Here is a 24,648-nt window from a genome sequence, read left to right as displayed (position 1 = left end):
TCAGAGCTCCTTGAGCACGGCGGGCTCCAACCGGCGGAACGACCACCAACCGGCGGCCAGCACCAACAGGCTGCCGACGGTCGTGGTGGCGAGCAGCCGGGCGTCCGGGAACTCGTCCGGGTACCAGATCGCGTGGTGCAGCTGGAAGATCCCGACCAGCGGGTTCAGCTCGTACACCACCTTCAACCAGCCGGGCAGCCCGGACTCCCGGACCAGGCTGAGCGGATAGATGATCGGCGTGGCGTAGAAGAGCACCCGGATGATCAGCCGCATCAACCGTTCCACGTCGCGCATCAGCACGTTCCACGCGGACAGCAGCAGGGCGAGCCCGGTCAACAAAACGGCCTGAACGGCCACCGCGAGCGGCAGGGAGAGCAGCGACCAGCCGGGGTGGATCCGACCGTGCACCGCATAGATCACCGCGATGGCGATCAGGATCGGCAGGCCGGCCGCGTACTCGGCGAACCGGCCGGTGACCCGGCCGATCGGAAAGACCTGACGCGGCACGTTCATCGTGGTGATCAGTCGGGACTGGCCGGTCAGCGCGTTCGTCGCCTCGCTCAGCGCCGAGCTGGTCCACATCCAGGCGAAGATGCCGGTGATCAGGAACAACGGGTACGACCCGGCCGCCTCACCGAGGTGCCGACCGGTGTCCCGGGAGTAGAGCACCCCGAAGACGAACCAGTAGATGGCGCCCATCCCGAGCGGCTCGATCAACGACCAGAAGTAGCCCAGCACCGACTGCTGGTACTTGACCGCCAGATCCCGCCTGACCAGGATGCGCAGCGAGTTGCGGTGCGACCACAACGCCGCGACGCCAGAGGTCACCGCAGCCCCTCCCGCCTCCTGAAACGGACGACAGGTTAGCAGTCGGTGAACGATTGCCCCGAATCGACCGGACTCAGCACTCGATCACGTTGACGGCCAGACCGCCACGCGCCGTCTCCTTGTACTTGACCTTCATGTCGGCGCCCGTCTCCCGCATGGTCTTGATGACCTTGTCCAGCGACACCTTGTGCACCCCGTCGCCGCGCAGCGCCAACCGGGCGGCCGTGATCGCCTTGATGCTAGCCACCGCGTTCCGCTCGATGCAGGGGATCTGCACCAGGCCACCCACCGGGTCACAGGTCAACCCGAGGTTGTGTTCCATCCCGATCTCGGCCGCGTTCTCCACCTGCTCCGGGGTGCCCCCGAGCGCCTCGGCCAGCCCCGCCGCCGCCATCGAGCACGCCGAACCGACCTCACCCTGGCAGCCCACCTCGGCGCCCGAGATCGAGGCGTTCTCCTTGAACAGCACACCGATCGCGCCCGCCGTCAGCAGGAACCGCACCACACCCTTGTCGTCGGCGCCCGGCACGAACCGGGTGTAGTAGTGCAGCACCGCCGGAATGATCCCGGCCGCGCCGTTGGTCGGCGCGGTGACCACCCGGCCGCCCGCGGCGTTCTCCTCGTTGACCGCGAGCGCGAACAGCGTCACCCAGTCCATCGCGTGCAGCGGGTCGGCCGTCCCGGCCTCCGCCTCCAGGCCGCGCCGCAGCTCCGCCGCGCGCCGCCGAACCTTCAACCCCCCAGGGAGTACGCCGTCCCGCTCGCAGCCGCGCTGCACGCACTCCTGCATCACCCGCCAGATCTCCAGCAGACCGGCCCGGATGTCCGCCTCGCTGCGCCAGGAACGCTCGTTGGCCAGCATCACCTCGCTGATCGACAGACCGGTGCGGGTGGTGACGTCGAGGAGCTGCGCCCCGGTCAGGAAGGGGTAGCGCACCGCCGTGCTGTCCGGTTTGATCCGGTCCGCGCCGGCCGCCGCCTCGTCCACCACGAACCCGCCACCGACGGAGTAGTAGGTGCGGCTGCGCAGCTCCGCGCCGGCCCCGTCGTACGCCGCGAAGGTCATCCCGTTCGGGTGGTACGGCAACGACCGGCGGCGGTGCAGCGTCAGGTCCCGATCCGGGTCGAAGTCGATCTCGTGCGCGTCGAGGATGTTGATCCGCCGCTCAGCCCGGATCCGCTCGACCCGAGGACCGACGGTGTCCGTGTCGACCGTCTCCGGCGACTCACCGGCCAACCCGAGCAGCACCGCCGGGCCGCTGCCGTGGCCATGCCCGGTGGCGCCCAGCGAGCCGAACAGCTCGGCCTGCACCCGCGCCGTGTCGGTGAGCAGCCCGTCGGCCTTGAGCCCGCCAACGAAGGTACGCGCGGCCCGCATCGGCCCCACCGTGTGCGAGCTGGACGGCCCGATACCGACGCTGAAGAGGTCGAAAACACTGATCATGGCTGCGCTTCCTCGCCGTCGTCCCGGCGTACGGGACCCGGCCGGGTCGTGACCACCGATCTGGCGGCCCCGCTGGTGACCGTCCGGGGTATGGGGTGCCGGCCCTCCGGGGTGTGGAAGGCCGATCAGCCAGCCTACCCGCCCAGCTCATCGCCCACCCGGTCCGGGACGTGAACACCCAACCGCCATCTCCCGCCGCGCCCCGCGCCCCGCGCCCGCAAGATCGTGCTCAATCCAGGACCTGGTGGTATCCCCGCGCCTCGATGCCACTACAACCAGGATCGAGCACGATCTTGGCCCGGCAGAGGCGGGCGCCGCAGACCGGAGGGGGCGACAGCCCGAGCCGCAGGCCGACAGCGGGCGGGCGGGCGCAGGCCCGGCGGGCAGGCGGGCGCAGACCGACGGGCAGGCGGGCGCAGACCGACGGGCAGGCGGGCGCAGACCGACGGCGGACGGCCGGCGGCCGGCAATGGGTGCTGGGGCGGCTCGGGAAGGCGTCAGCGGGGGCGGCCCGGGTAAAGCACCTACGGGTCCACGGGTTGCCGCTCCTCCTCGGGACCGAGGGCGAGGTGGTCATCCCTTTCTACCGTGGATTGCAGACGCGGCGCACCGCCGCAGAGTGGGAGTACGACGATGAGTCGCAAACTGGTCCGGCCCCGCGAGGGGCGCATGATCGCCGGTGTCTGCGCCGGCCTCGGACGGCGGTTCGGCATGTCGGCCGGCATGGTCCGGCTGCTGTTCCTGCTGTCGCTGCTGCTGCCCGGCACGCAGGTGATCGTCTACCTGATCCTGTGGGTGCTGATGCCGAACGAGGACCGCTACCTAGCCTCCACCGGCCACTGATCCGCCCCGCGCACCTGACGTAATCGCAGATCTTGGACAGTTTCCGTCAGCTGCTAACGGAAACTGTCCAAGATTGCTCGGTCGGACCCTTGGCTACCGTTCCTCACGCCCCTTTCACGCGCCGATACTCATGGCCAACGCAGCGACGTGCAACAGGGCCAGGGGCGCGGCATCGCCCAGTCGGCACCGAGGGCAAAGGGCAGCACGGGAACAGAGAGGCAAGACGAAAGCGCCCGCCCCGTCCGGGGGCGGGCGCTTCGGCGTACGGGGGTGCAGGTCAGGGGGCTATGTAGGTGACCGTGATCTGCTGGTAGCCGAGGGAGCGGAGCAGCCCCTCCAGCATCTTGCGGGTGTTCTCCTCGGCTCGGGCCGAGAGCCCGCTGTCCCGGGCGGCGGCGGTGATCCGGTCCTCGGCGAGCTGGTAGACCTGCTGCTGCCGGTTGGGGTCGTTGCCGACCAGGTCACCGAGTCGGTTGAGCAGACCGCGCTGCTCGGCGAAGACGTAGCTCTTCTCCATGTCGAGGTTGGTCTCGCCGAGCTGCGGCGCGGGCAGCTTGATCTCGACGGACTTGCCGTCGGCGGACTGGACGACGGCACCCTCACCGATCTTGGTGAAGTCGACGTACGCCTCGACGCTGCCGGCCCCGACGAACAGGGTGCGCTCGTTGAGCAGGAAGTCCGGAACGTTGCGCCGGTCGTTCTGCGTGTCGACGACGACCTGGAAGTTGCCTTCGGCGGCCACGTAGCGGCTGAGGTCCTGGATCGACTTCAGCAGCGGTGGCTGACTGCGGTCGGTCTGCTCCTTGGCGAACGGGTTGCGGAACTCCGGCAGGATGCCGGTCGCCTGAATGCCGAGCAGCACGACCACGGCCAGCGCGGCGGCGCCGAGCAGCAGGAGCAGCCCTCGGGCCGCCCCACCACCGCCACCACCACCGGGACCGTCGCCACCGGTCGTCGGGCCGCCGGGCCCACCAGGCCCACCGGGGCCACCAGGCCCAGCAGGCCCACCGGGGTCACCCGGCGTATCCGTGGTCCACTCGGGTGTCGCGCTCGACCGCGCCTTGAGATCGTCACCGGTCGGGTAACCGGGGAACTCTCTCGTGGGCTCGTTGCTGCCAGCGTCGCGGGCCATCACGCTCACCGTCCTCGTCAGACACGTCGTCTGTCAATGACGGTACGGCCCCGATACGACAGTCGCGCGGCGAGCGCCTGGAAGTGACAAACCAGCAGGTCAGGCGAACGCGGAGAGCCCGGTGAGCCGCTGCCCGATGACCAGCTGGTGGATTTCGCTGGTGCCCTCGTAGGTCAGCACGCTCTCCAGGTTGTTGGCGTGCCGCATCACCGGGTACTCGCCGGAGACGCCATTGGCGCCGAGGATGGTGCGGCACTGCCGGGCGATGGCCAGGGCCTCCCGCACGTTGTTCAGTTTGCCCACGCTGACCTGCTCGGGCCGCAGCCGGTGGGCGTCGGCGAGCCGGCCCAGGTGCAGCGCGAGCAGTTGCCCCTTCACCAACTCGACGGCCATGTCGGCGAGCTTCGCCTGGGTGAGCTGGAAGCCGGCCAGTGGGCGACCGAACTGGGTGCGGGTGGTCGCGTACGCCAGGGTGGTTTCCAGGCAGTCGCGGGCCGCGCCCACCGCGCCCCAGACGATGCCGTAGCGGGCCTCGGTGAGGCAGCTCAGCGGCGCCTTGAGCCCGACCGCCTCGGACAGTTGGGCGTCGGACGGGAGCCGGACGTCGTCGAGCACGATCTCGCCGGTCACCGACGCGCGCAGCGACATCTTGCGGCGGATCTCCCGGGCCGTGACGCCGGGCGTGTCCATTGGTACGGCGAAACCCCGTACGCCCTCGTCGGTGCGCGCCCAGATCACCGCGACGTCCGCGATCGGGGCGTTGGTGATCCACATTTTCCCGCCGGTGAGCACCCAGTCGTCGCCGTCGCGGCGGGCCCGGGTGGCCATCGAGGCGGGGTCGGAGCCGTGGTCCGGCTCGGTCAGGCCGAAGCAGCCGATCGCCTCACCGGTGGCCATCGACGGCAGCCAGCGTTGCTTCTGCTCCTCACTGCCGTAACGCCAGATCGCGTACATGGCGAGTGATCCCTGTACGGAGACCAGGGAGCGGAGGCCGGAGTCGCCGGCTTCCAACTCCTGGCAGGCCAGCCCGTAGGCGACCGCGGAGGCGCCGACGCAGCCGTAGCCGGTCAGGTGCATGCCGAGCAGGCCGAGCTTGCCGAACTCGCGGGCCAGTTCCCGGGCGGGCACCCGACCGTCCTCGTACCAGTCGGCGACGTGGGGCCGCACCCGGTCGTCGACGAGCTGGCGGACGACGTCACGGATCTGCCGCTCCTCCTCGCTGAGCGACGGGTCCAGGTCGAGCAGATCCAGCGGAGCGGTCATGGACGCCACCCTAACGAAGGTTCAGCGCACGAAAGAAGGGCTCGTCACTCGATGGGTTCGGAGAGCACCAGCACCCGCGCGTGGATCTGGTTGCGCTGCTGGAGGGCGGCGCGCAGCGCCCGGTGCAGCCCGTCCTCCAGGTAGAGCCCGCCGTTCCACTGCACGACGTGCGGGAAGAGGTCACCGTAGAAGGTGGAATCCTCCGCGAGGAGTTTGTCCAGCGCCAACTCGCGCTTGGTGGTGATCATCTGATCCAGGCGCAGTGGCCGCGGCGGGATCTCCGCCCACTGCTTGAGCGTCAGATTGTGCTCCGGATAGGGACGCCCGTCCCGGACCGCTCTGAAGATCACGACGGCACGCTCCCCTCCCCGTGGCCGGGCCGACCGACGGCGCCGAGCCGGGCCGCGGCGGGCACCGCGCGGCGCGGCACCGATGACCGTGCCAGCCTAGCCGCCCAGCGCACGCTGCGTTCTGCTCCCTGATGTCAGTTTCGCTATCGCTCGTCCGATCCTCAACCGGACGAACGGGACGTCAGCCTCAGTTCCACCGGCCCCGCCGCACAACCTCGTCCATCGGGCGACGCCCGCGGCGCAACGACGGTGACCGATGGTCGGCTGCCCGGTAACCGATTGTGACGGCACCGATGGGTTGGTACTCCGGCGGCACGCCGAACGCGTCCCGGTAGGCGGCGAGCCGCTGCGGCGGAATGCCGAAGAAGCACGCCCCCAGCCCCTCGTCCACGGCGGTGAGCAGCATCAGCAACGCGGCGAAGCCGGCGTCCACGTGCCAGTACGGCACCGGCCACCGGTCCGTGGACTGATCCGTCCAGCCCTTGTCCGGCTCCGCGTACCGCCGCAGGTAGGCCGACTCGTTGGCGTGCGGCACCACGATCAGGGGTGCTCGGCGCATGCCGGCGAGCCAGCGCTCCCGCCCACCGCCATCGGGGGTGGTGGCGGCCCAGAACCGGTCCCGATCGGCCGGCTCCTCCAACACCAAAAAGCCCCAGCCCTGGGCGAAGCCGGCCGACGGCGCGCGGACCGCGTGCTCGAGCAGCCGGTCCACCACGTCGGGCGGGACCGGACGGTCCGGGTCGTAGTTGCGCACCATCCGCCGACGGCGGACCACCTCGGCGAAGTCCATCAGGCGCCGGGGCGGATGCCCCAGGCACCTCGCCAGGTCGTGCCGGGCTTGAGCGTGAGCAGATCCTTGCCCGACCGGAACGCGTCCGGTGGGCAGGTCATCGGCTCGATCGCCACCGAGCGGCGGTGCCGCTCGCCGGTGAGGGCGTCCCCGGTGAACACCTGCCACCAGCCGAACTCGGCATCCGCCCAGATGCTCACGCCGGCCGAACCGTCCGGCGCGGAGAGGCTCACCGACGAGCCGCCGTCGGCGTCCCGGATCACGTCGCCGAAGCAGTCGTCCAGCACCGCCGGGCCGATCCGGCGCGGGCTGGTCCAGTCGTACTCGGTGCCGACCACCGGGGTCACTCCCACCGGCAGCAGCCGACCGTCCACCAGCACCCGGCTCCGGGTGGGCAGCCGCAGCAACAGGTCGTCCACCGCGACGCCCGGTAGTTGCAGGTACGGGTGCACGGAGAAGCCGAACGGGGCCAACTCCCCGCCGATGTTGATCACCTCGTGCTCGGCGCGCAGCCCGTCCGCGTCCACGCTCCACCGGCTGCGCAGCCGCAGCGGCCACGGGTAGCCGGGCTGTGGCGGCAGGTCGTAGCCGACCGTCACGGCGGCCGCCGACTGCTCCAGCAACTGCCACGGCACCCAGTTGACCAACCCGTGGATGGCCACGTGCCGCTCCGGCTCGGTCAGTGCGAGCTGGTGCGTCCGCCCGTCGAACGGGTAGCGACCATCGCGGATCCGGTTCGGCCAGGGTGCCAGCACCTGCCCGGTGCAACCGGGGCAGACCTCGTCGGTCTGGTACCCGTCGACCAGGTCGACACCGTCGTGCCGGTACGTCCGGAGCCCACCGCCGACCTCCACGATGACGGCCTCGTGCCCGGCGGCGGAGATGGTCCACTGGGCGCCGGAGAACGGGCGCTGATCGGGGCTTTCCATGCCGGCGACCCTAACCGGTCAGGCCCGCTTGTCGCTCGACGCCGTCGCCGCCCGGTAGCGCACCAGCGCCGGGAATGCGACCGCGAGCACCACCACGAGCACCGCGGAGGCGAGCCCACCGGCCACCCAGGCCACCCCGCCACCGAACCCGGCGGCCATGGTGCCGGCGCGCAGGTCGCCGAGGCGTGGGCCACCCGCCACCACGACCGTGTTGACGCCCTGGAGTCGGCCGCGCATCCGATCCGGTGCGTAGACCAGCAGCATCGACTGACGCAGCACCGCGCTGATCAGGTCGGCGGCGCCGGCCACCGCGAGCAGCACGACCATCAGCCAGAGCTGGTGGGCCAACCCGGCCGCGGCGATCGCCAGGCCCCAGCCGACCACCGCGAGCACCAGGCCGAGCCCCTGCCGGCGGAGCCGGCCGATCCAGCCGGAGGTCAGCCCACCGATCATCGAGCCGATCGCGATGGCGCTGTAGAGCAGGCCGACCGAGCCACCGCCGCCGAACCGCTCGTGCGCGATCTCCGGGAAGAGGGCCCGTGGCATGGCGAGGATCATCGCGATCAGGTCCACCCCGAAGGACAGCATCAGCACCGGGGTGGTGGCCAGGTAGCGGAACCCGTCGACGACGCTGGCCAGGCCGGCACGCCGGGCCTGGCCGTCGGCGGTGGGCTCGGGCGGAAGCGAGGGGAGCCGCAGCGCGGCCCAGAGCATCGCGGTGAACAGCACCGCGTCCAGCCCGTACGCGATCGGCAGGACCACCGTGGTGTCCGGCGAGGCGGAGAGGATCAGGCCGGCGGCGAGCGGGCCGGCGACCGAGGCGGCGGTGAAGGTCGTGTAGTTCAGCGTGGTGGCGGACGCCACCAGGTCTTCCGGCACCAGCCGGGGCAGCATCGCGCTGCGGGCCGGCGAGCTGATCGCGAAGGCCACCGACTGCAACGCCATCAACGCCAGCAGCAGCACTGGGCTGCCCACGTCCAGCAGCGCCTGGACCAGCAGACCGAGGGTGGATGCCCAGAGCAACAATGAGCCGCCAAGTAGCACCGCACGCCGGTCGCGGGCGTCGGCGACCGCGCCGCCCCAGAGCCCGAAGACCAGCAACGGTACGAAGGCAGCCACCCCCAGCAGGCCCACCCAGAACGAGTCCCGGGTCAGGGCGTACATCTCCACCGGTACCGCGACGGCGGTGAACTGGAAGCCGAACATCGCCACGGTGTTGCCGAGCCAGAGCCGGCGGTACGCCGGAACCCGCAGCGGGCGTACGTCGATGGCCCAGCGGCGCGCCGCGCGCGGCCGGGTCTCCTGCACACCTGTCACGGCGCCAACCGCTCGACGATCCAGCCACCCTCATCGAGACGACGGAAGCGCAGCCGGTCGTGCAACCGGCCGGCCCGACCCTGCCAGAACTCCACCGACTCGGGTTGGACCCGCAGCCCGCCCCAGTGCGTCGGGGTCGGGATCTCGGCCTGGTCGGCGAACCGCTCGGCCGCCTCCTGGTACCGCTCCTCCAGCACCGCCCGGCCCGACACGACCTGGGACTGCGGGCTGGCCCAGGCGCCCAGTTGGGAGCCGCGCGGCCGGCTGGCGAAGTACGCCTCGCTCGTCGCGCGGTCGACGTGCGCGACCCGCCCGGCGACCACCACCTGACGCTGCATGGGAAACCACGGGAAGACCAGGCTGGCGTACGGGTTGGCGGTCGCCTCGACGCCCTTGCGCGACAGGTGGTTGGTGAAGAAGACGAAGCCTTCCGGGTCGTACCCCTTCAGCAGCACCGTCCGCCCGCTCGGCCGGCCGGCCGAGTCGGCGGTGCCCACCACCATGGCGTTCGGTTCGGGTAGCCCGAAGGCCACCGCGTCGGCGAACCAGCTGTCGAACTGGGTGTGCCAGTCGGCGGCCAGGTCAGCCTCGGTCAGGCCCAGGTCCGCGGCGTACTCGTTACGCATCGCGGCCGGGGCGGGTGTGTCGCCCGTCACGTCCCCACTCCTTCTCGGGGGCCCCGCCAGCACCCTCCCGCGCTGACCAGCCCGCCCTGCCCAGTCTCACTGAGCCGTGCGGAGAATGCGCGTCCGGGGATGTCGCGTGCAGCACAGTCGCAGCGGGTCGCGTATCCCTTACTCAACAGGCAGTATGTTCCGAACACATCCCTGAGGGTCGCCTAAGGCGCTCGGCCGATCGGGCCGGATGAGCGATCGGGCGCACCGACCAGATCCAGGAGAGCGACATGGCCGATTTCAAACCCGGGCTGGAGGGCGTGGTCGCCTTCGAGACCGAGATCGCCGAACCTGACCGTGAGGGCGGTGCGCTGCGCTATCGCGGAGTCGACATCGAGGATCTGATCGGCCAGGTGTCGTTCGGCAACGTGTGGGCCCTGCTGGTCGACGGCCGGTTCGGGCCGGGCCTGCCGCCGGCGGAGCCGTTCCCGGTGCCGGTGCACTCCGGTGACATCCGCGTCGACGTGCAGTCCGCGGTCGCCATGCTGGCCCCGTACTGGGGTCTCAACCAACTGTTGGACATCTCCGACGAGCAGGCCCGTGAGGATCTCGCCCGGGTCTCGGTGACCGCGCTCTCCTTCGTCGCCCAGTCCGCCCGCGGCCTCGGCCTGCCGGCGGTGCCGCAGAAGGAGATCGACAAGGCCCAGACCATCGTCGAGCGGTTCATGAAGCGCTGGCGCGGCGAGCCCGACCCGCGGCACGTCAAGGCCGTCGACGCGTACTTCATCTCGGCCGCCGAGCACGGCCTGAACGCGTCCACCTTCACCGCTCGCATCGTCGCCTCCACCGGGGCGGACGCGGCTGCCTGCATCTCGTCGGGCATCGGCGCCCTCTCCGGCCCGCTGCACGGCGGCGCCCCGTCCCGGGTGCTCAGCATGCTGGAGGCGGTGGAGCGCAGCGGCGACGCGGAGGGCTACGTCAAGGGCGTCCTCGACCGCGGCGAGCGGTTGATGGGCTTCGGCCACCGCGTCTACCGTGCCGAGGACCCGCGGGCCCGCGTGCTCCGGCGCACGGCCAAGGAGCTGGGCGCGCCGCGCTTCGAGATCGCCGAGGCGCTGGAGAAGGCCGCCCTCGCCGAGCTTCAGGCCCGCCGCCCGGACCGGGTGCTGGCCACCAACGTCGAGTTCTGGTCGGCCGTCGTGCTGGACTTCGCCGAGGTGCCGGCGCACATGTTCACCTCGATGTTCACCTGCGCACGGATGGGTGGCTGGAGCGCGCACATCCTGGAGCAGAAGCGCTTGCAGCGGCTGGTCCGCCCGTCCGCCCGCTACATGGGCCCGGAGACCCGCAAGCCGTCCGACGTCGAGGGCTGGGCGGCCATCCCGCACGGCGTCTGAGCGGTAGGTGAGGGCCCCTTCTCGACGCCGCGCGTCGAAGAGGGGTCATTGTCGGGCTGCCCGAGCCGACTGTGGCGAAGGACTCAGACCGACCGCCGGGACCCCGGCCATCGCCGTCCGGCCCGGGTGCGAGGATGAGGGCCGGCAGTGTCGCCGGGCCCGCCCTCGCCCTTGCGGAAGGATCTTCAAGACCGTGGCTGACGCACCGATCATCCGGATTCCCGATGAGATCAAGCCCGCCGACGGACGCTTCGGCTGCGGCCCGTCCAAGGTCCGCCCGGCGGCGGTGTCCGCTCTCGCCGAGGTCGCGACCAGCTACCTCGGCACCTCTCACCGGCAGAAGACGGTCCGTGACCAGGTGGCCCGGCTGCGCTCCGGGATCGCCGAGTTCTTCTCGCTGCCCGAGGGCTACGAGGTGGTGATCGGCAACGGTGGCACCACCGCGTTCTGGGAGGTCGCCAGCTTCGGCCTGATCCGCGACCGGGCCCAGTTCGCCAGCTTCGGCGAGTTCGGCGCCAAGTTCGCCAAGTCGGTCAAGGACGCCCCGTTCCTGGGTGAGCCGACCGTCCGTAAGGCCGACGCGGGCAGCGCCCCGACCCTGGTCGCCGAGTCCGGCGTGGACGCGTACGCGACGCCGCAGAACGAGACCTCGACCGGCGTGGCCGTCCCGATCAGCCGGGTGGCCGGTGCCGACAAGGGCGCGCTGTTGCTGGTCGACGCGACCTCCGGCGCGGGTGGCCTTGAGGTCAACGTCGGCGAGACCGACGTCTACTACTTCGCTCCGCAGAAGTGCTTCGGCTCCGACGGCGGTCTCTGGCTGGCCCTGATGTCGCCGGCCGCACTGGACCGGGCCGCCGAGATCAAGGCATCCGGGCGTTACATCCCCGCCTTCCTCGACCTGGTCACCGCGATCGACAACTCGCGGCTGGAGCAGACCTACAACACCCCGGCGCTGGCCACCATCTTCCTGGCCGCCGAGCAGACCGACTGGATGAACGCGCAGGGCGGTCTGGCCTGGGCGGCGAAGCGCACCGCCGAGAGCGCCGCCACGGTCTACGGCTGGGCCGAGCGGTCCAGCGTGGCCACCCCGTTCGTCACCGACCCGGCGCTGCGCTCCAACGTGGTCGCCACCATCGACTTCGCCGACGGGGTGGATGCCACCGCGATCGCCAAGGCGCTGCGCGCCAACGGCATCGTCGACACCGAGCCCTATCGCAAGCTCGGTCGCAACCAGCTGCGGGTGGCGCTGTTCCCGGCCGTCGAGCCGGCCGATGTCGAGGCGCTGACCGCGTCCATCGACTACGTGGTCGAGCGACTCTGACGTTCGTCACGGTCGGTGTCCGTTGGGGCCTCCACGGACACCGACCGTGATCATCGCCGCAGCTCAGTCACGACATGCGGGGTGTCGCTTCCCCCACCCCGAGGCAGATGCGCGTACGGTGGTCCGAGACGCCTGGGTGGCCGACTCGTGGCGTGCGGCCAGCGAAGCGGGACGGAGGCAACGCTATGCGCCCAGTACGCTTCGTCGCCCTCTCCGAGGACGGCCATGCCCTGGTTCTCGCCGACGAGGTTGGGCGGCTGCTCGCCCTGCCGATCGACGAACGGATCTCCGGTGCGCTGCACGCCGAGCCCGGCGCGCCGCCGCTGGCGGTGGCACCGACCGCGGCCGACCCGGTTCCGTCACTGTCTCCTCGGGACATTCAGGCCCGCATCCGCTCCGGTGAGTCCGCGGAGGATGTCGCCCGGATCGCCGGGGTGCCGGTCGACCGGGTGCTGCGCTATGCCGGCCCGGTGTTGCAGGAGCGGGCGATGCTCGCCCAGCACGCCCGCCGCACCCGCCTCAAGGGCGCGGAGAAGCCCACCCCGCTCGCCGAGGTGGTCAACGGTCGGCTGAGCCAGCACGGCATCGACACCGAGAAGATCTCGTGGGACGCGTATCGGCGTGACGACGGCACCTGGCGGATCATCGCCACCTGGCCGTCGGGCAAGGCCACCGCGCAGGCCATCTGGGACCTCGACAAGACCCGACAGTCGGTCGCCCCGCACGACGACATGGCGCAGTACCTGTGCGCCGAGCGGCCCACCCCGATCCTCGGCCAGGAGCCGGCACCGGAGCGGGGCGGACATGCCCTGCCTGGTCCGTCGCGCGGCGAGCCGAGTCGTGGCGGGCACGGGTTGCCGGCGGCGTCCGAGCATCCGCGACCTGGTCGCGACCCGATCCGGGCCGGCCGTGACGCGCTGCTCGCCTCGCTGGACCGCCCGCTCGGCGCCTCGTCGGGTCGCGGGCTGGAGCCGCGTACCCCGGCTGCTCTGGCCGGGTCGGACGCCCCCCGGCAGCGGCCGGTCGGTGGGGGTGCCGCCGCGCTGCTCGGCGGTGGCCAGGGCTCGGCCTTCGACGACGATTCGGACGCGCCCAAGGAGGTGCCGGCCGTGCCGTCGCTGGCGGTGCTGCGGCCCCGCCGGACGGGCGCCGCGGCGGCCGCCGGCGGCGAGTCGACCGACGCCAATGGCAAGCCGCGCAAGCGGCTGCCGAGCTGGGACGATGTGCTCTTCGGCAGCGGCCCGGCCGCCCGCGAATCCTCCTGACGCCTCGCGTTGACGGGTGACCTTGCGTCACCCGTCAACGCGAGCGTTCGGACCTCACCGAACGTCTCCGGCGCCTTCGCGATGAGGGGCGGTGACCCCGCGTACGGCCTCGGCTACGGCTCGGAAGTCCTTCTTCAGGATCGCACCGTGGTTACTGGCGACCTTCGCGCCGATGGTGATGTTCGGGTTGCGGGCGGTCACCGCGTCGAGGCTGGTGCGGATCTGCTCCTGTTCGTCCCCCCGGCTGCCGAGGGACGTTCCGGAGGCGACGACATACCGCACCGGGACGGTGATGGCGTCCAGCACCGGGCCCAGTTCGCGCTCGCGGGACAGTTCGCCGAGTTCGATGTTGCTGTCCGCCATCTGGTCGGCGTTCATCCGTGGGGTCAGGCCGGTCGGGCGCAGCAGCGGCATGAACAGGTTCATCCGTCGGAACATCTTGCGGATCCGCTGCGCCATGGCCTCGTCGAGCCAGTCGTGCGGGAACGCACCGTCGACCAGGACCGCGCCGAGGGCACGCTCCGGGTTCCGCTTGGCCCAGTGCGCCCCGACCACCGCTCCGTAGGACCAGCCCACCAGCACCGCCTGGTGCACCCCACGGGCGGCCAGAACGGCGTCCACGTCCCGGACGGCCGCCTCGAACGAGTAGTCGGCTGAGCGCTTCGACTTCCTGCCGCGGGCCCGTTCGTCGTAGGTGATGTGCCGGTACCCGGTGCCCAGGTCGGCGATGACCCGCCGCCAGTAGCCCTGGGTGGCGAACTGCCCGTTGAGGTAGATCACGGGGATGCCGGGGCCGCCGGTGTCGGTGACGGCCAGGGCCGTGTCGTCGACCGACACCATGCCGGTCCACGTCGAGTTGGTCGAGGACGTGCTGTTGTTCGTCATCTGGGTTCGTCCTTTTCAGAGGCTGCGGGCGGTGATGTCGCCATGCAGGGTGCTGGCGTGGATGTCGAGTTGAGCGGTGCCGTCGTTCTTGAGGGTGTTGTCGATGCGGCCGTTGCCGGTGCCGGCGTCCAGGGCGGATGAGACGCCAGCCGCTGCGGCGACCGAGATGTCGCCGGCCTGGGTACGGAGGACGACAGTGCCGCGCGTCGCCTCGGCGATCGTGATGTCGCCCCGCGCGGTGCTGATCTCGGCGGGGCCGTTGAGTCGGCCGATTTCGACGTCGCCCTCGATTGCGGTGAGGCGAACGCTCGCGGCCTCGTCGATCTTGATTTGTCGGTACGCCCCGTCGAAGGCGACGTCGCCGAGGCGTCCGACACCCCGAAGCTCGGCGCTGGCGACCCTGGCCTCGACGTGGGAGTCGGCGGGCAGCCGGACGGTGACTTCCAGGGATCCTGCGGGGCCGAAGAGCTTGTTGATGGGTCGTGCGGTCGTGATTCGCAGGACGCCGTCGGCGTAGGCGACGGTGGTCTGCTCAGCGGTCCTGGTGTCGCGGCTCTTGGCGGGGTCGGCCGGGAGGACCTCGACGGTGGTGTCGGTGCGGTCCGCGGCGATGAACTGGATGCGCCCGGCGGGGATGTCCAGGACGGCGGAGATCGGGGCGGGGGTGTCGAACGTCTGCATCATGCTCTCCCATGTTCGCGCTTGTTCGCGATGTACGAAAAGCTACGTTGCTTTCCATGTGCCGGCAACAGCGTCGTTGCAAGGAGATGCTGTCTCCCCAGATCACTGCACTATATTTGTTGCAACTATCCTGAATCTAATGCAACGGGATCTACCTCAACGTTGCATTGAGCAGTGAGTTAACGCTATGGTGACGGAGTCCGGTACCGCCCCCACAGGACCGACCATCAGGAGATCGCTATGCCGGGAGGCAGGCTCAGCCAGCAGGAACGCCAGCAGATCGCGCTGGGGCTGGCCGACAGCCTCCCCTACGCCGAGATCGCCCGACGCCTCGATCGTCCCACCTCGACGGTCACGCGTGAGGTGATGCGCAACGGCGGCCCCATCGGCTACCGCGCCGACCTGGCCCACCGCGCGAGCGAACGCCGCGCCCACCGGCGCAAGCCCGTCCCTTCCCGTGGGGCCGAGGCGGCTCCCCGACCGGACGGACGCGACGCGCAGGCCGTGGCCGAGTACGAGGAGGCGTTCACCACCGTCCTCATGGCCTCCGGTCTGACCAAGATGGCGGCCCGGGTGCTGACCAGCCTGTTCATCACCGACTCGGGCAGTCTCACCGCGTCTGAACTAGCCCGACGACTCCAGGTGAGCCCGGCGTCGATCTCCAAGGCGATCACCTTCCTGGAGAGCCAGAGCCTCGTCCGCCGCGAACGCGACGAACGCCGCCGTGACCGTTACGTCGTCGACGACGAGCTCTTCTACCAGGCGACGATCGCCAGCGCCCGGGCCAACGACCATCTCGTCGCCACCGCACGCCAGGGCGTCGCCCTCCTCGGCGCGCACACCCCCGCCGCCGCCCGTCTGGAGAACATCGCCCGCTTCCTCGACTTCATCAGCGAGAGCGTCACCCGCGCCGCCGAACAGGCCCGCGAGGTCCTCCGCAGCAGGCCGTCCGCCGCGACCAGCCAAGCGCCGCCGGGTCACAGCGACCAGGCGGCGATCCGCTCGTAACGCGGTCGACCGCCCAGGTGACTGCGCACCAGCAGCAGCTCCGATGCCGGCCACGATGGCCCCTCGTACCCGTCCAGGCTGGCCCGGTCGGCCTCGACGTCGGCCGGGCTCATCCGGTCGCCGGGTCGGGCGACGGTCAGATGCGGCCGGAACGGCTTCTCGTCGCACGGCAGCAGGCCGTGGCTCAGTCGGGACCGGATGAACCCGGCCAGCACGTGCAACGCCTCGACCTCCCCCCGCACGTCCACCCAGAGCACGGTGGACCGGTCCCCACCGAACCGGCCACCGCCGCCGAGACTCAACCGAGGTACGGCGTCGCGGCCGTCCCGGAACCGCTCGGCGGCCAAGCCGAGCGCACTCTCCACCTCGACCAGGCGGGCAGACTCGACGGCACCGAGGAACGCCAGGGTGAGGTGCAGGTCGGCCGGGTCGGCGAGTCGGACGTTGACGCCAGCGGCGGCCGCCGCCGCGACGCGCAGACGGGCGACCTGTGCGCCGAGGTGATTGACGGCCTCGACGGACGGGCAGACCGCGACGAAGAGTCGCACAGCGTGCGGCCGGTCAGCGGTGCCGCTGCCGGTGCCCGGCCCGGGCCGCCGGCAGGGCCAGCCCGGCGGCGTGCAGCACACCCTCCACCCGGACCCGCTCGATCTCCTGATCGACGCCCTCCAACTCGGCGAGGTGCTCGGTGATGCCGAGGGCGCGGCAGGCGAGGCGAAGCCGGTCGTCGTACGCCTGGAGCAGCGCACTGTGCCAGACCATCGAGCGACCGGTGCCGCCGATCCGCTGACCGCCGAGACGGCGCAGGTCGGCGGCGAGTTGCTCCAGCGGCCGGCGGTCGGCGCGGTCGAACTCGCTGAGGTCGATGTCCCGGGTCAGCGCGTCGGCCTCGATGGCCCGGTCGAGACGGGCGATCGTGCGCTTCTCCCGCCGGCGGTCACGCCACTCGGACCAGCCGCAGACCACCCGGTCGAGGATCTCGTCGTAGCAGAAGAGCAGGGCGAATGCCGCCGGCAGAGTGGCCACGGCGAGCAACGCCAGGGCCAGCATCAGCGCGCGTCCGACTCCCACGTATCGACGCTAAGCCCCACCGTGCCACCCCGCCACCGGTTTGGCCGCATCCGCGCGATCCGCGCAACCGGACGCGGCCCAGCCACGCCGTAAACCTCAGCAGTCGGTGGAGGTGACGTAGAAACGGGGCATCGGCAGCACCCGGAAACGCAGCCGGGCACCGGAGTGGCGCAGCTGCCAGGTGAGCGCGATCACCGCGGCGGCCAGCGAGATGAGCCCGCCCATCCAGATGCTGGCACCGGCACCGTAGTGCTCCGCGACCCAACCGATCAGCGGCGCGCCGACCGGGTTGGTACCCAGGAACACCAGCACCCACAGCGCCATCACCCGCCCCCGGAAGGCCGCGTCCACGCCCATCTGGATCCGCTGGTTGGCGGCCTGGGCGAAGAAGACCATGCAGAAACCGGTCGGCACCAGCAGCGCCACGACCAGCCAGTACGCCGAGGAGAGGCCAACCAGGGTGCCGAAGCTGGCACAGGCGATCGCCGCGCCGAGCACCAGCCACACCGACGGGCGGCTACGCCGACCGGTGCCGCTGAGCGCGCCGCCGAGCGCGCCGACGGCCAGCGCCGTGCTGAACAGGCCGAAGGAGGCGGCACCGGTGTGGAAGACGGTCTTCGCCAACGCGGCCAGGGTGAGCTGGAAGTTGAACAGCGACATGCCGATCACCGACATGACCGCCATCGGCAGCAGCAGGTCGGGGCGACGCCACACGTACCGCAGCCCGTCGACGACCCGGGCGGACGCCCGCTCGTCGCGCGGCAGCAGGGCGTCGCGGTGCAGCTCGGTCGTACGCATCCGGACCACGTTGACCAGGGGCGCGACCGAGCTGAGGGCGGTGAAGAGGAAGACCGGGCCCACGTCGAACGCGGCGATGGCCAGGCCGGCCACGGCCGGGCCGACGATCCGGGCGGAGTTGAACACGGCGGCGTTCAGCGACAGCGCGTTGGGCAGCAGCGGCGTGCCGACCAGTTCGGAGACGAACGCCTGCCGGACCGGGGTCTCCACCGCGTTGGCCGTGCCGAGCAGCGCGGCGAAGGCGAAGACGTGCCAGAGCTGCACCAGGTCGGTGAGGACCAGCACCGCCATGCCGAGCGCGAGCAGGCTCCAGAAGGCGTTGGCGGCGAAGAGCAGCACCCGCTTGTCGTACCGGTCGGCGAGCCGGCCGGAGAGCAGGGTGAGCAGGAGCACCGGGGTGAACTGACAGGCGGTGACCACGCCGAGCGCGGTCGCCGAGTTGTTGGAGAGCTCGAGGACGAGCCAGTCCTGGGCGATGAACATCATCCAGACGCCGATCAACTTGATCAGCTGCCCGGATGCGAAGAGGCGGTAGTTGCGGACCTGTAGGGACTGGAACATCGTGCTCAGCTTCGCCTGCACTCTTGGTGCGCCTCCTCCGGACGTACGCGTCATCGACAGGTGACGGCACGGACCCGGTGGCGCGGGTGCGGCTCAGGCGCGAGCGAGCTGCTGAAGAATCTCGGCGGCCCTCTGCAGGGTCTCCCGTTCGTCCTCGTCCAGTGCGGCCAGCCGGTGGGCCAGCCACTCGTCGCGGGCCCGCTCGAACTGGTCGAGCACGGCCTGCCCTCCTTCGGTCGCCGCGAGGATGACCTGCCGCCCGTCGGTCGGGTGGGGTGTCCGCCGCACGAGGCCGCGGTCCTCCAGCTTCCCGACGATTTTGGTCATCGTCGGTGGCTGCACCCGCTCCACGTCGGCCAGCTCCCGGGGCGTCATCGCGCCCGCCAGCCGCAGGCTGGTGAGCGCGGAGACCTGGGTGACCGTGAGGTCGCCGACCGGTCGGGCCTGTCGGACCCGCCGGTTGAGTCGGGTGATCGCATCACGCAGCTGGGGAGCCAGCTGCGCCGGTGGCACGCGTTCCGCCGTCACCGTCCGCTCCGTCACAGTAGTTAGCTTAACTAATGAGCATGGCTAACGACATCCGTTATGACCAGGCTCACGAGGGGATTCAGATGGTACGGGCGGGGAATCCAGATCGACTCCCCGCCCGGAGGTACCTCAGAGCACCAGGGACTCGATCGGCCCACGCAGGAAGTACAGCACGAACAGCGCGGCCACCCCGTACAGCAGGGGGTGGATCTCCCGGGCCTTGCCCCGCGCCAGTTTGACCACCACGAAGGTGATCAGACCAGCGCCGATCCCGTTGGAGATCGAGTAGGTGAACGGCATCAGCACGATGGTGAGGAACGCCGGAATGGCGATCTCGTAGTCGGACCAGTCGATCGTCCGCACCGCGGTCATCATCAGGAAACCGACCACCACCAGGGCCGTCGACGCCGCCTCGAACGGCACGATCACGACCAGCGGCGCCAGGAACATCGCGAGCAGGAAGAGCGCGCCGGTGACCAGGTTGGCCACGCCGGTCCGGGCACCCTCCGCGACACCGGCGGCGCTCTCGATGTACGACGTGTTGCTCGATGTGCTGGCCGCACCGCCGGCCGCCGCCGCGATCGAGTCGACCAGCAGGATCTCCTTGGCCTTCGGCGGGGTGCCCTGCTCGTCGAGGAGGTCGCCCTCCTGGCCGACCGCGACCATCGTGCCCATGGTGTCGAAGAAGTCCGTGATCAACAGCGTGAAGATGAACATCAACACGACCAGCCAACCGGCCCGGCCCCACGAGTCGAGCACGTTGAACTTGCCGAGCAACGACAGGTCCGGCAGGTCGACCACCGTCTTGGGCAGCTCCGGAACGTTCAGCGACCAGCCCTTCGGGTTGGGCTGACCGTTGACGAACGACGGGCCGATGTTGCCGATCGCCTCCACGATCACCGCCAGCACCGTCGAGGCGAGGATGCCGATCAGGATCGCGCCCCTCACCCGACGGACCACCAGCACCAGCGTGATCAGCAGGCCCACCACGAAGACCAGCATCGGCCAGCTCACCAGCTTGCCGCCGATACCCAGGCCCACCGGAACGGTGGTGTTGGCGGCGTCCGGGATGCGCCGGACGAAGCCGGCGTCCACCAGGCCGATGATGGTCAGGAACAGACCGATGCCGACCCCGATCGCGGTCTTCATCTGGGTCGGCACCGAGCGGAACACCGCGGTCCGCAGACCGGTCAGCACCAGCACCGCGATGATCAGACCCTCGATCACCACCAGGCCCATCGCGTCGGCCCAGGTCATCTCGGGGGCGATCTCGTACGCCACCAGGGCGTTGACGCCCAGACCGGCGGCGAGCGCCAGCGGGAACCGGCCGACGATCCCCATCAGGATGGTCATCAGGCCGGCGACCAGCGCGGTCGCGGCAGCCAGCGCCGGAATCGGGAGGCTCTTGCCGTCACCGTCGACGGCGCCGCCCAGGATCAGCGGGTTGAGCACCACGATGTACGCCATCGTGAAGAAGGTCGCCAGGCCACCGCGTACCTCACGGCTCATCGTCGAGCCACGGGCGGAGATCTCGAAGAACCGGTCGAAACCGTTACGCGGATGAGCGGGGTGGGGAGGTGTGCCGTTCTCGGGCGGCGCTACTGCCATCAGGTCCTCGCAGGTGATCTTCCGGTTGTCGCGCGCATCGTCCCAGATCGTCGGCGGGCAGGGGAAGTAGATCCCGTACGCTTGCCGAATGCCGAACGAGCAGCCACCGCGGCCCGCACCACTGGACCCGCCGATGGTGCCGTTCGCCCTCGCCGGGTTGATCGGGTGGGCGGTGGCCGGGCTGGTCCTGCTGATCTTCTTCCGGGGTTGGCTGACCGAGCACGGTCACCAGAACTGGCTCTGGACCTGCCTCGCCGGTTTCCTGTGGGGGTTTCCGGGCCTCGCCGTGATGATGCGGCACGACGCCAACCGACGCCGCCGCCGCGCTGGGTGAGCTGGGCACCACGCCGGAGCACTCCGGCGCGGACGATCAGGAGTGCCCGTACGGCTCCGCCGGCTCAGCCGCCTCCACCGAGCCCGGAGCCCGGCTGACCGACATGGCCTCCACCGCGCTGTCGTCGTACACCGTGGGCAGCTCTTCGACCGCGGTCTCGGCCGCCTCGATCAACGTCTCGGAGTGGGCGCCGCAACCGTGATCGGCGCTCACCACCCGGCCGTCGTCGGGGGCGTAGAAGTTGCCGCACGCCCCGAATGCCTGCCGCATCGCGCCGGCCAGCGGCAGGTAGAAACCGCAGGTGCCGCAGCGGGCGGCGGCCGGAGCGGCGGTCGAGATGGCCGCGGCGGGGCCGTGGTCACCCTCGTACCAGCGCTGCGCCGTGTCGATGCGGCCCTCCCGGGAGAGCACGCGGGCGCGCCCGAGGCCCAGCTCCCACGCCGTCTCCTCGACCGCCGGGTCGTCGGAGAGCAGGTAACCGGGGACCAGTCGATCGTCGTCAGGCGAGGTCGGGAGCAGGTCGCCCGGACCCAGATCGCCCGGCTTGAGCCGCTCCTGCCAAGGCAGCCAGCCGGGCGCGAGCAGCGCGTCCGGGCCGGGCAGCAACACCGTCTCGCAGATGGTCACCGTCTTGCTGCGCGGGACCCGGGTGACGGTGACCGCCCAGCGCCAGCCGTTGTAGCCGGCGAGGCGACATTCGAAGTAGTGGGTGACCAGCCGATCACCTTCGGCCACGACCTGCAGGTGGTCGCCGACATCGTCGGCGTCCACCTCGGTGATGCCGGCGCGGGCCACCTCGACGGCGGCGGCGCAGACCTGGTCGAGACGGGCGGCACGGGTGGAGGCGGGCCTGGTCACCTCACCATTGTTCCCCATGCGCCTCGCAGGGGTGACAGGGACTCCCGGGGAACCTTTCCCAGCGGTGGTGCGGCGTACCCGGATCAGATGGGCGAGGATGGTGCACATGCCGTCGTACTCCCGCTCCGGGCGATCCGTCCTCGGGCGGACCGTCGGCACCGGCATTCGCGTCATCCGTCTGCTGCTGCGCGGTTCGGTGGGCAGCGGACGCTGGGTGACCCGCCGGGCCGGTCGGGCCCGGGCCCGGGGCGCCGGCGGCGAGGTCGGCATGGTTCGCCTGTTCGACCTGCACGCGCTGTCCTGTGCCGGTGACACTCTGATCGCCATCGGTCTGGCCGGCACGATCTTCTTCAACGTGCCGCTCGGCGAGGCCCGCAGCAAGGTCGCGCTGTACCTGCTGGTGACCATGGTGCCGTTCGCGATGCTCGCCCCGGTGGTGGGCCCACTGCTGGATCACTTCCGGCACGGCCGGCGGTACGCCCTGGCCGCGACGATGCTCGGCCGCGCCTTCCTGGCCTGGTTGATCTCCGACTACATCCACGGCTTCGGGCTCTATCCGGCCGCGTTCGGGGTGCTCGCGCTCTCCCGGGCGTACGGCGTGGCCCGCTCCGCGGCGGTGCCCCGGTTGTTGCCGGAGGGCCTCGGCCTGTCCCAGGTGGGTGCCCGGGCCAGCGTCTACGGCACGGTCGCGGGGGCGCTGGTGGCGCCGATCGGGTTGGCCGCGTTCTGGTTCGGGCCGCAGTGGCCACTACGGGTCGCGTCAGTGATCTTCCTGGTCGGCATGGTGATCTCGCTGCGGCTGCCTCCGAAGGCCGACTCGGAGCCACCCGAGCGGGTCCCCCGGCCACTGCGCGCGCTGGGCCGCCGCCGTGGTGACCGCCCCCTGGGCCGGGGCCGACCGTCCGGCCGGCTGGTGATCGCCACCCTGATCGGCGCCGCGACACTACGCGCGCTCTACGGCTTCCTGCTGCTCTTCCTCGCCTTCGCGATCAAGAAGGGCGACCTGACCACCGTGGTGTTCGGCCGGGATCTGGGCGCCGAGTGGGCGCTGGGCGTGGTCGGCGGCGCGCTCGCGGTCGGCACCTTCCTGGCCACCGCCATCGGCACCCGACTGCGCATCCACCGGCCGGCCGCCATCCAGTCCAGCAGCATGGTCATCGTGGCCGGGGTGGCGGTGCTCGCCGTCATCCAGTTCTCGCTGGTGATGGTCGCCTTGCTCTGCCTGGTCGCCGCGCTGGTCAGTGGGATCGCGAAGCTGGCCGTGGACGCCTCGATCCAGGAGCGCATCCCGGAGCGGTTGCGGGCCAGTTCCTTCGCCCACTCCGAGACGGTGCTGATGCTCGCCTTCGTCGCCGGCGGCGGGCTCGGGCTGGTGCCGTTCGATGGCCGGATGGGCATCGCCGTCGCCGCCGGGGTGGGCGTACTGGCCGCGATCCGGGGTGTGCTGGCCGCCGCCCGGCTGCGCGGCGAGAAGCTCGCCGGCCGGCCGGTCGGCGACGACGAGCTGATTGAGGACGAGTCGACGGACGAGCCGGGGGATCCCGCGCCCACCTCACCGGCACCGGCCCAGTCCAACTCACCGCAGCACGACGACCCGAGCCTCGCCCCGCCGGGCTACCACATCTACCGCCCGTCGTCGGCGGTTGGCGGCCCCGGTGGTGGGGTCGACGACGACACCCGCCGCGAGTCCCCCGGCTCTCTCTCGTGACCGGTCTGCTGGTGGTGACGGCGGTTCCAGCCGAGGCGGACGCGGTCCGCGCCGGGCTGACCGACCGCACCGTGACCGTCACCCCGATCGGCGTGGGTCCGGCCGTCGCCGGTGCCGCCACCGCCCGGCTGTTGGCGCTGGCCGAGGCCGCCGGCCGCCCGTACCGTGCGGTGGTCAGCGCTGGTGTGGCCGGCGGCTTCACCGGGCGGGCCGAGGTCGGCGACACGGTGCTCGGCACCGCCAGCATCGCCGCCGACCTGGGCGCCGAGTCGCCGGGCGGCTTCATCCCCGTCGACGAGCTGGGCATGCCGCCCGCGCTGCTCGGTGCCGGCGGCAGGGTGCCGACGGACCCGGGCCTGCTGGCGGCACTGCGGGCCGCCCTCCCGACGGCCAGGGCCGGCCCGGTGCTCACGGTCAGCACCGTCACCGGCACCACCGCCAGCACCGAGGAGCTGCGCCGGAGGCATCCGGAAGCGGTCGCCGAGGCCATGGAGGGGTACGGCGTGGCGGTCGCCGCGGCGCAGGCCGGGGTGCCCTTCGCCGAACTGCGCACCATCTCCAACCCGATCGGCCCGCGCGACCGGGACGCCTGGCGGCTGCGCGAAGCCCTCGCCGCCCTGACCGCAGCAGCCCCGGCACTGCGCTGAACTGGCCTCGGCTCAGGAGAAGCAGCGCCTGCCGGGGTAGCCCAGGCGGAGCGCGGGACGAGGCGTTCCACTGTCCGGAATCGGGGATCGACCGCCCGCCCCGACTCGATCCGGGCCAGCGTCGGCTGCGGCACCCCGGATTTGTCGGCCAACTGCCGCTGACTCAGATCGGCTCGCCGGCGCAGCGCGCGGAGCGCCGGGCCGAGATCGGCCCCGCCGGCCTCGTCGCTGTGCTCGCTCACCTCGGTCACAGCCCGATGTTCCCGGCTGGTCAGTGAGCTATCAACACCCTGCGTCGAGCTGTGGATAACCCTGTGGACAACCTCGCCGAGCGGTGGACGACCTACTCTCCCGATCCCTTTGGAGCTGAATCGTTTACGGCATCACCACCCGACCTTGCCCATGGTCACCAACGCTGGGCGATTCGTTTACGACATCAGCTCCAAAGGGAGACCGGGGTGGGTGCTC

The 24,648-nt window shown here is 71.1% G+C and carries 25 protein-coding genes and 1 pseudogene; 8 read left to right on the top strand and 18 right to left on the bottom strand.

Going from position 1 to position 24,648, the window contains the following annotated elements; translation table 11 throughout:
• On the bottom strand, window positions 1-828 hold the full coding sequence (locus AC5L30_RS05500; protein ID WP_494865811.1) for an ABC transporter permease: 828 nt from the start codon (window positions 826-828) through the stop codon (window positions 1-3).
• Between the two features lie 73 nt (window positions 829-901).
• Window positions 902-2,272 carry an L-serine ammonia-lyase gene (locus AC5L30_RS05495; RefSeq protein ID WP_494865810.1) on the bottom strand — a complete coding sequence of 457 codons (1,371 nt, stop codon included), beginning with the start codon at window positions 2,270-2,272 and terminating at the stop codon, window positions 902-904.
• Between the two features lie 633 nt (window positions 2,273-2,905).
• Here AC5L30_RS05495 and AC5L30_RS05490 point away from each other — a divergent pair.
• A complete protein-coding gene (locus tag AC5L30_RS05490; protein ID WP_030486383.1) occupies window positions 2,906-3,115 on the top strand; it encodes a PspC domain-containing protein in 210 nt (69 codons plus the stop codon).
• 277 nt (window positions 3,116-3,392) lie between these two features.
• On the opposite strand, the gene AC5L30_RS05485 is transcribed toward AC5L30_RS05490, so the two are convergent.
• From AC5L30_RS05485 to pdxH, 7 genes are all read right to left on the bottom strand, one after another.
• Complete coding sequence (locus AC5L30_RS05485; protein ID WP_494865809.1) at window positions 3,393-4,247, bottom strand: DUF4230 domain-containing protein; 855 nt, start codon at window positions 4,245-4,247, stop codon at window positions 3,393-3,395.
• A gap of 99 nt (window positions 4,248-4,346) precedes the next feature.
• Window positions 4,347-5,510: an acyl-CoA dehydrogenase family protein gene (locus AC5L30_RS05480; RefSeq protein WP_494865808.1), complete on the bottom strand. Its 1,164-nt coding sequence runs from the start codon at window positions 5,508-5,510 to the stop codon at window positions 4,347-4,349.
• Window positions 5,511-5,554: 44 nt separating this feature from the next.
• Window positions 5,555-5,860: a type II toxin-antitoxin system VapB family antitoxin gene (locus tag AC5L30_RS05475; RefSeq protein WP_030329612.1), complete on the bottom strand. Its 306-nt coding sequence runs from the start codon at window positions 5,858-5,860 to the stop codon at window positions 5,555-5,557.
• Between the two features lie 187 nt (window positions 5,861-6,047).
• Window positions 6,048-6,650, bottom strand: a complete 603-nt coding sequence (locus AC5L30_RS05470) for a nitroreductase family protein (RefSeq protein ID WP_494865807.1) — start codon at window positions 6,648-6,650, stop codon at window positions 6,048-6,050.
• Window positions 6,650-7,579 (bottom strand): aldose 1-epimerase family protein, encoded by a 930-nt coding sequence (locus AC5L30_RS05465; RefSeq protein ID WP_494865806.1) that lies wholly within the window; start codon window positions 7,577-7,579, stop codon window positions 6,650-6,652. The genes AC5L30_RS05470 and AC5L30_RS05465 overlap by 1 nt, the downstream gene beginning before the upstream one ends.
• An 18-nt stretch (window positions 7,580-7,597) precedes the next feature.
• Entirely contained in the window at window positions 7,598-8,896 is a 1,299-nt protein-coding gene (locus AC5L30_RS05460) for an MFS transporter (RefSeq protein WP_494865805.1), read from the bottom strand.
• Entirely contained in the window at window positions 8,893-9,522 is a 630-nt protein-coding gene (gene pdxH, locus AC5L30_RS05455; RefSeq protein WP_494866083.1) for a pyridoxamine 5'-phosphate oxidase, read from the bottom strand. The genes AC5L30_RS05460 and pdxH overlap by 4 nt, the downstream gene beginning before the upstream one ends.
• 278 nt (window positions 9,523-9,800) lie before the next feature.
• On the opposite strand from pdxH, the gene AC5L30_RS05450 reads away from it, so the two are divergent.
• The 3 genes from AC5L30_RS05450 to sepH all read left to right on the top strand — a co-directional run bounded on the left by AC5L30_RS05450 (window position 9,801) and on the right by sepH (window position 13,493).
• Window positions 9,801-10,907: a citrate synthase 2 gene (locus AC5L30_RS05450; RefSeq protein WP_091395245.1), complete on the top strand. Its 1,107-nt coding sequence runs from the start codon at window positions 9,801-9,803 to the stop codon at window positions 10,905-10,907.
• Window positions 10,908-11,100: 193 nt separating this feature from the next.
• A complete protein-coding gene (gene serC, locus AC5L30_RS05445) occupies window positions 11,101-12,228 on the top strand; it encodes a phosphoserine transaminase (protein WP_494865803.1) in 1,128 nt (375 codons plus the stop codon).
• A gap of 185 nt (window positions 12,229-12,413) precedes the next feature.
• Window positions 12,414-13,493 carry a septation protein SepH gene (sepH, locus tag AC5L30_RS05440; protein ID WP_196920761.1) on the top strand — a complete coding sequence of 360 codons (1,080 nt, stop codon included), beginning with the start codon at window positions 12,414-12,416 and terminating at the stop codon, window positions 13,491-13,493.
• 54 nt (window positions 13,494-13,547) lie between these two features.
• On the opposite strand, the gene AC5L30_RS05435 is transcribed toward sepH, so the two are convergent.
• Together AC5L30_RS05435 and AC5L30_RS05430 are read right to left on the bottom strand one after the other, a co-directional pair.
• Window positions 13,548-14,378 (bottom strand): alpha/beta fold hydrolase, encoded by an 831-nt coding sequence (locus AC5L30_RS05435; protein WP_494865801.1) that lies wholly within the window; start codon window positions 14,376-14,378, stop codon window positions 13,548-13,550.
• 15 nt (window positions 14,379-14,393) lie between these two features.
• A complete protein-coding gene (locus tag AC5L30_RS05430; RefSeq protein WP_494865799.1) occupies window positions 14,394-15,062 on the bottom strand; it encodes a DUF4097 family beta strand repeat-containing protein in 669 nt (222 codons plus the stop codon).
• Window positions 15,063-15,299: 237 nt separating this feature from the next.
• On the opposite strand from AC5L30_RS05430, the gene AC5L30_RS05425 reads away from it, so the two are divergent.
• Window positions 15,300-16,067, top strand: a complete 768-nt coding sequence (locus AC5L30_RS05425) for a helix-turn-helix domain-containing protein (RefSeq protein ID WP_494865797.1) — start codon at window positions 15,300-15,302, stop codon at window positions 16,065-16,067.
• Here AC5L30_RS05425 and thpR read toward each other — a convergent pair.
• The 5 genes from thpR to AC5L30_RS05400 all read right to left on the bottom strand — a co-directional run bounded on the left by thpR (window position 16,037) and on the right by AC5L30_RS05400 (window position 20,633).
• Window positions 16,037-16,615 (bottom strand): RNA 2',3'-cyclic phosphodiesterase, encoded by a 579-nt coding sequence (gene thpR, locus AC5L30_RS05420; protein WP_494865795.1) that lies wholly within the window; start codon window positions 16,613-16,615, stop codon window positions 16,037-16,039. The genes AC5L30_RS05425 and thpR overlap by 31 nt on opposite strands.
• 13 nt (window positions 16,616-16,628) lie before the next feature.
• Complete coding sequence (locus AC5L30_RS05415; protein WP_494865793.1) at window positions 16,629-17,138, bottom strand: hypothetical protein; 510 nt, start codon at window positions 17,136-17,138, stop codon at window positions 16,629-16,631.
• 96 nt (window positions 17,139-17,234) lie between these two features.
• On the bottom strand, window positions 17,235-18,518 hold the full coding sequence (locus AC5L30_RS05410; RefSeq protein ID WP_494865791.1) for an MFS transporter: 1,284 nt from the start codon (window positions 18,516-18,518) through the stop codon (window positions 17,235-17,237).
• 72 nt (window positions 18,519-18,590) lie between these two features.
• Window positions 18,591-19,040 carry a MarR family winged helix-turn-helix transcriptional regulator gene (locus tag AC5L30_RS05405; protein ID WP_030486369.1) on the bottom strand — a complete coding sequence of 150 codons (450 nt, stop codon included), beginning with the start codon at window positions 19,038-19,040 and terminating at the stop codon, window positions 18,591-18,593.
• Window positions 19,041-19,154: 114 nt separating this feature from the next.
• Window positions 19,155-20,633 (bottom strand): NCS2 family permease, encoded by a 1,479-nt coding sequence (locus AC5L30_RS05400; protein ID WP_494865788.1) that lies wholly within the window; start codon window positions 20,631-20,633, stop codon window positions 19,155-19,157.
• A gap of 88 nt (window positions 20,634-20,721) precedes the next feature.
• On the opposite strand from AC5L30_RS05400, the gene AC5L30_RS05395 reads away from it, so the two are divergent.
• Window positions 20,722-20,967: a DUF2530 domain-containing protein gene (locus AC5L30_RS05395; protein WP_494865786.1), complete on the top strand. Its 246-nt coding sequence runs from the start codon at window positions 20,722-20,724 to the stop codon at window positions 20,965-20,967.
• A gap of 36 nt (window positions 20,968-21,003) precedes the next feature.
• Here AC5L30_RS05395 and AC5L30_RS05390 read toward each other — a convergent pair whose 3' ends face one another.
• Window positions 21,004-21,843 carry a DUF3027 domain-containing protein gene (locus AC5L30_RS05390; protein ID WP_494865785.1) on the bottom strand — a complete coding sequence of 280 codons (840 nt, stop codon included), beginning with the start codon at window positions 21,841-21,843 and terminating at the stop codon, window positions 21,004-21,006.
• A gap of 88 nt (window positions 21,844-21,931) precedes the next feature.
• On the opposite strand from AC5L30_RS05390, the gene AC5L30_RS05385 reads away from it, so the two are divergent.
• Together AC5L30_RS05385 and AC5L30_RS05380 are read left to right on the top strand one after the other, a co-directional pair.
• Complete coding sequence (locus AC5L30_RS05385) at window positions 21,932-23,533, top strand: MFS transporter (RefSeq protein ID WP_494865783.1); 1,602 nt, start codon at window positions 21,932-21,934, stop codon at window positions 23,531-23,533.
• Entirely contained in the window at window positions 23,530-24,180 is a 651-nt protein-coding gene (locus tag AC5L30_RS05380; protein ID WP_494865781.1) for a futalosine hydrolase, read from the top strand. Before AC5L30_RS05385 ends, AC5L30_RS05380 begins: the two co-directional genes overlap by 4 nt.
• Window positions 24,181-24,248: 68 nt before the next feature.
• On the opposite strand, the pseudogene AC5L30_RS05375 reads toward AC5L30_RS05380, so the two are convergent.
• Window positions 24,249-24,422 (bottom strand): annotated as a pseudogene (locus tag AC5L30_RS05375) (helix-turn-helix transcriptional regulator); the annotation flags it as partial.
• Window positions 24,423-24,648 lie beyond the last annotated feature (226 nt).

The sequence above is a fragment of the Micromonospora sp. BQ32 genome (assembly GCF_059358895.1).
Note: the sequence above shows the minus strand (reverse complement) of the source record. Positions and strands in the feature narration are given on the sequence as shown.

Excerpts from the sequence above, each read along its gene's own strand:
- AC5L30_RS05495 (WP_494865810.1), bottom strand. The coding sequence starts at position 2,272 with ATGATCAGTGTTTTCGACCTCTTCAGCGTCGGTATCGGGCCGTCCAGC.
- AC5L30_RS05490 (WP_030486383.1), top strand. The coding sequence starts at position 2,906 with ATGAGTCGCAAACTGGTCCGGCCCCGCGAGGGGCGCATGATCGCCGGT.
- AC5L30_RS05485 (WP_494865809.1), bottom strand. The coding sequence starts at position 4,247 with ATGGCCCGCGACGCTGGCAGCAACGAGCCCACGAGAGAGTTCCCCGGT.
- AC5L30_RS05480 (WP_494865808.1), bottom strand. The coding sequence starts at position 5,510 with ATGACCGCTCCGCTGGATCTGCTCGACCTGGACCCGTCGCTCAGCGAG.
- AC5L30_RS05470 (WP_494865807.1), bottom strand. The coding sequence starts at position 6,650 with ATGGACTTCGCCGAGGTGGTCCGCCGTCGGCGGATGGTGCGCAACTAC.
- AC5L30_RS05465 (WP_494865806.1), bottom strand. The coding sequence starts at position 7,579 with ATGGAAAGCCCCGATCAGCGCCCGTTCTCCGGCGCCCAGTGGACCATC.
- pdxH (WP_494866083.1), bottom strand. The coding sequence starts at position 9,522 with ATGCGTAACGAGTACGCCGCGGACCTGGGCCTGACCGAGGCTGACCTG.
- AC5L30_RS05450 (WP_091395245.1), top strand. The coding sequence starts at position 9,801 with ATGGCCGATTTCAAACCCGGGCTGGAGGGCGTGGTCGCCTTCGAGACC.
- sepH (WP_196920761.1), top strand. The coding sequence starts at position 12,414 with ATGCGCCCAGTACGCTTCGTCGCCCTCTCCGAGGACGGCCATGCCCTG.
- AC5L30_RS05435 (WP_494865801.1), bottom strand. The coding sequence starts at position 14,378 with ATGACGAACAACAGCACGTCCTCGACCAACTCGACGTGGACCGGCATG.
- AC5L30_RS05430 (WP_494865799.1), bottom strand. The coding sequence starts at position 15,062 with ATGATGCAGACGTTCGACACCCCCGCCCCGATCTCCGCCGTCCTGGAC.
- AC5L30_RS05425 (WP_494865797.1), top strand. The coding sequence starts at position 15,300 with ATGCCGGGAGGCAGGCTCAGCCAGCAGGAACGCCAGCAGATCGCGCTG.
- AC5L30_RS05400 (WP_494865788.1), bottom strand. The coding sequence starts at position 20,633 with ATGGCAGTAGCGCCGCCCGAGAACGGCACACCTCCCCACCCCGCTCAT.
- AC5L30_RS05395 (WP_494865786.1), top strand. The coding sequence starts at position 20,722 with ATGCCGAACGAGCAGCCACCGCGGCCCGCACCACTGGACCCGCCGATG.
- AC5L30_RS05390 (WP_494865785.1), bottom strand. The coding sequence starts at position 21,843 with ATGGGGAACAATGGTGAGGTGACCAGGCCCGCCTCCACCCGTGCCGCC.
- AC5L30_RS05385 (WP_494865783.1), top strand. The coding sequence starts at position 21,932 with ATGCCGTCGTACTCCCGCTCCGGGCGATCCGTCCTCGGGCGGACCGTC.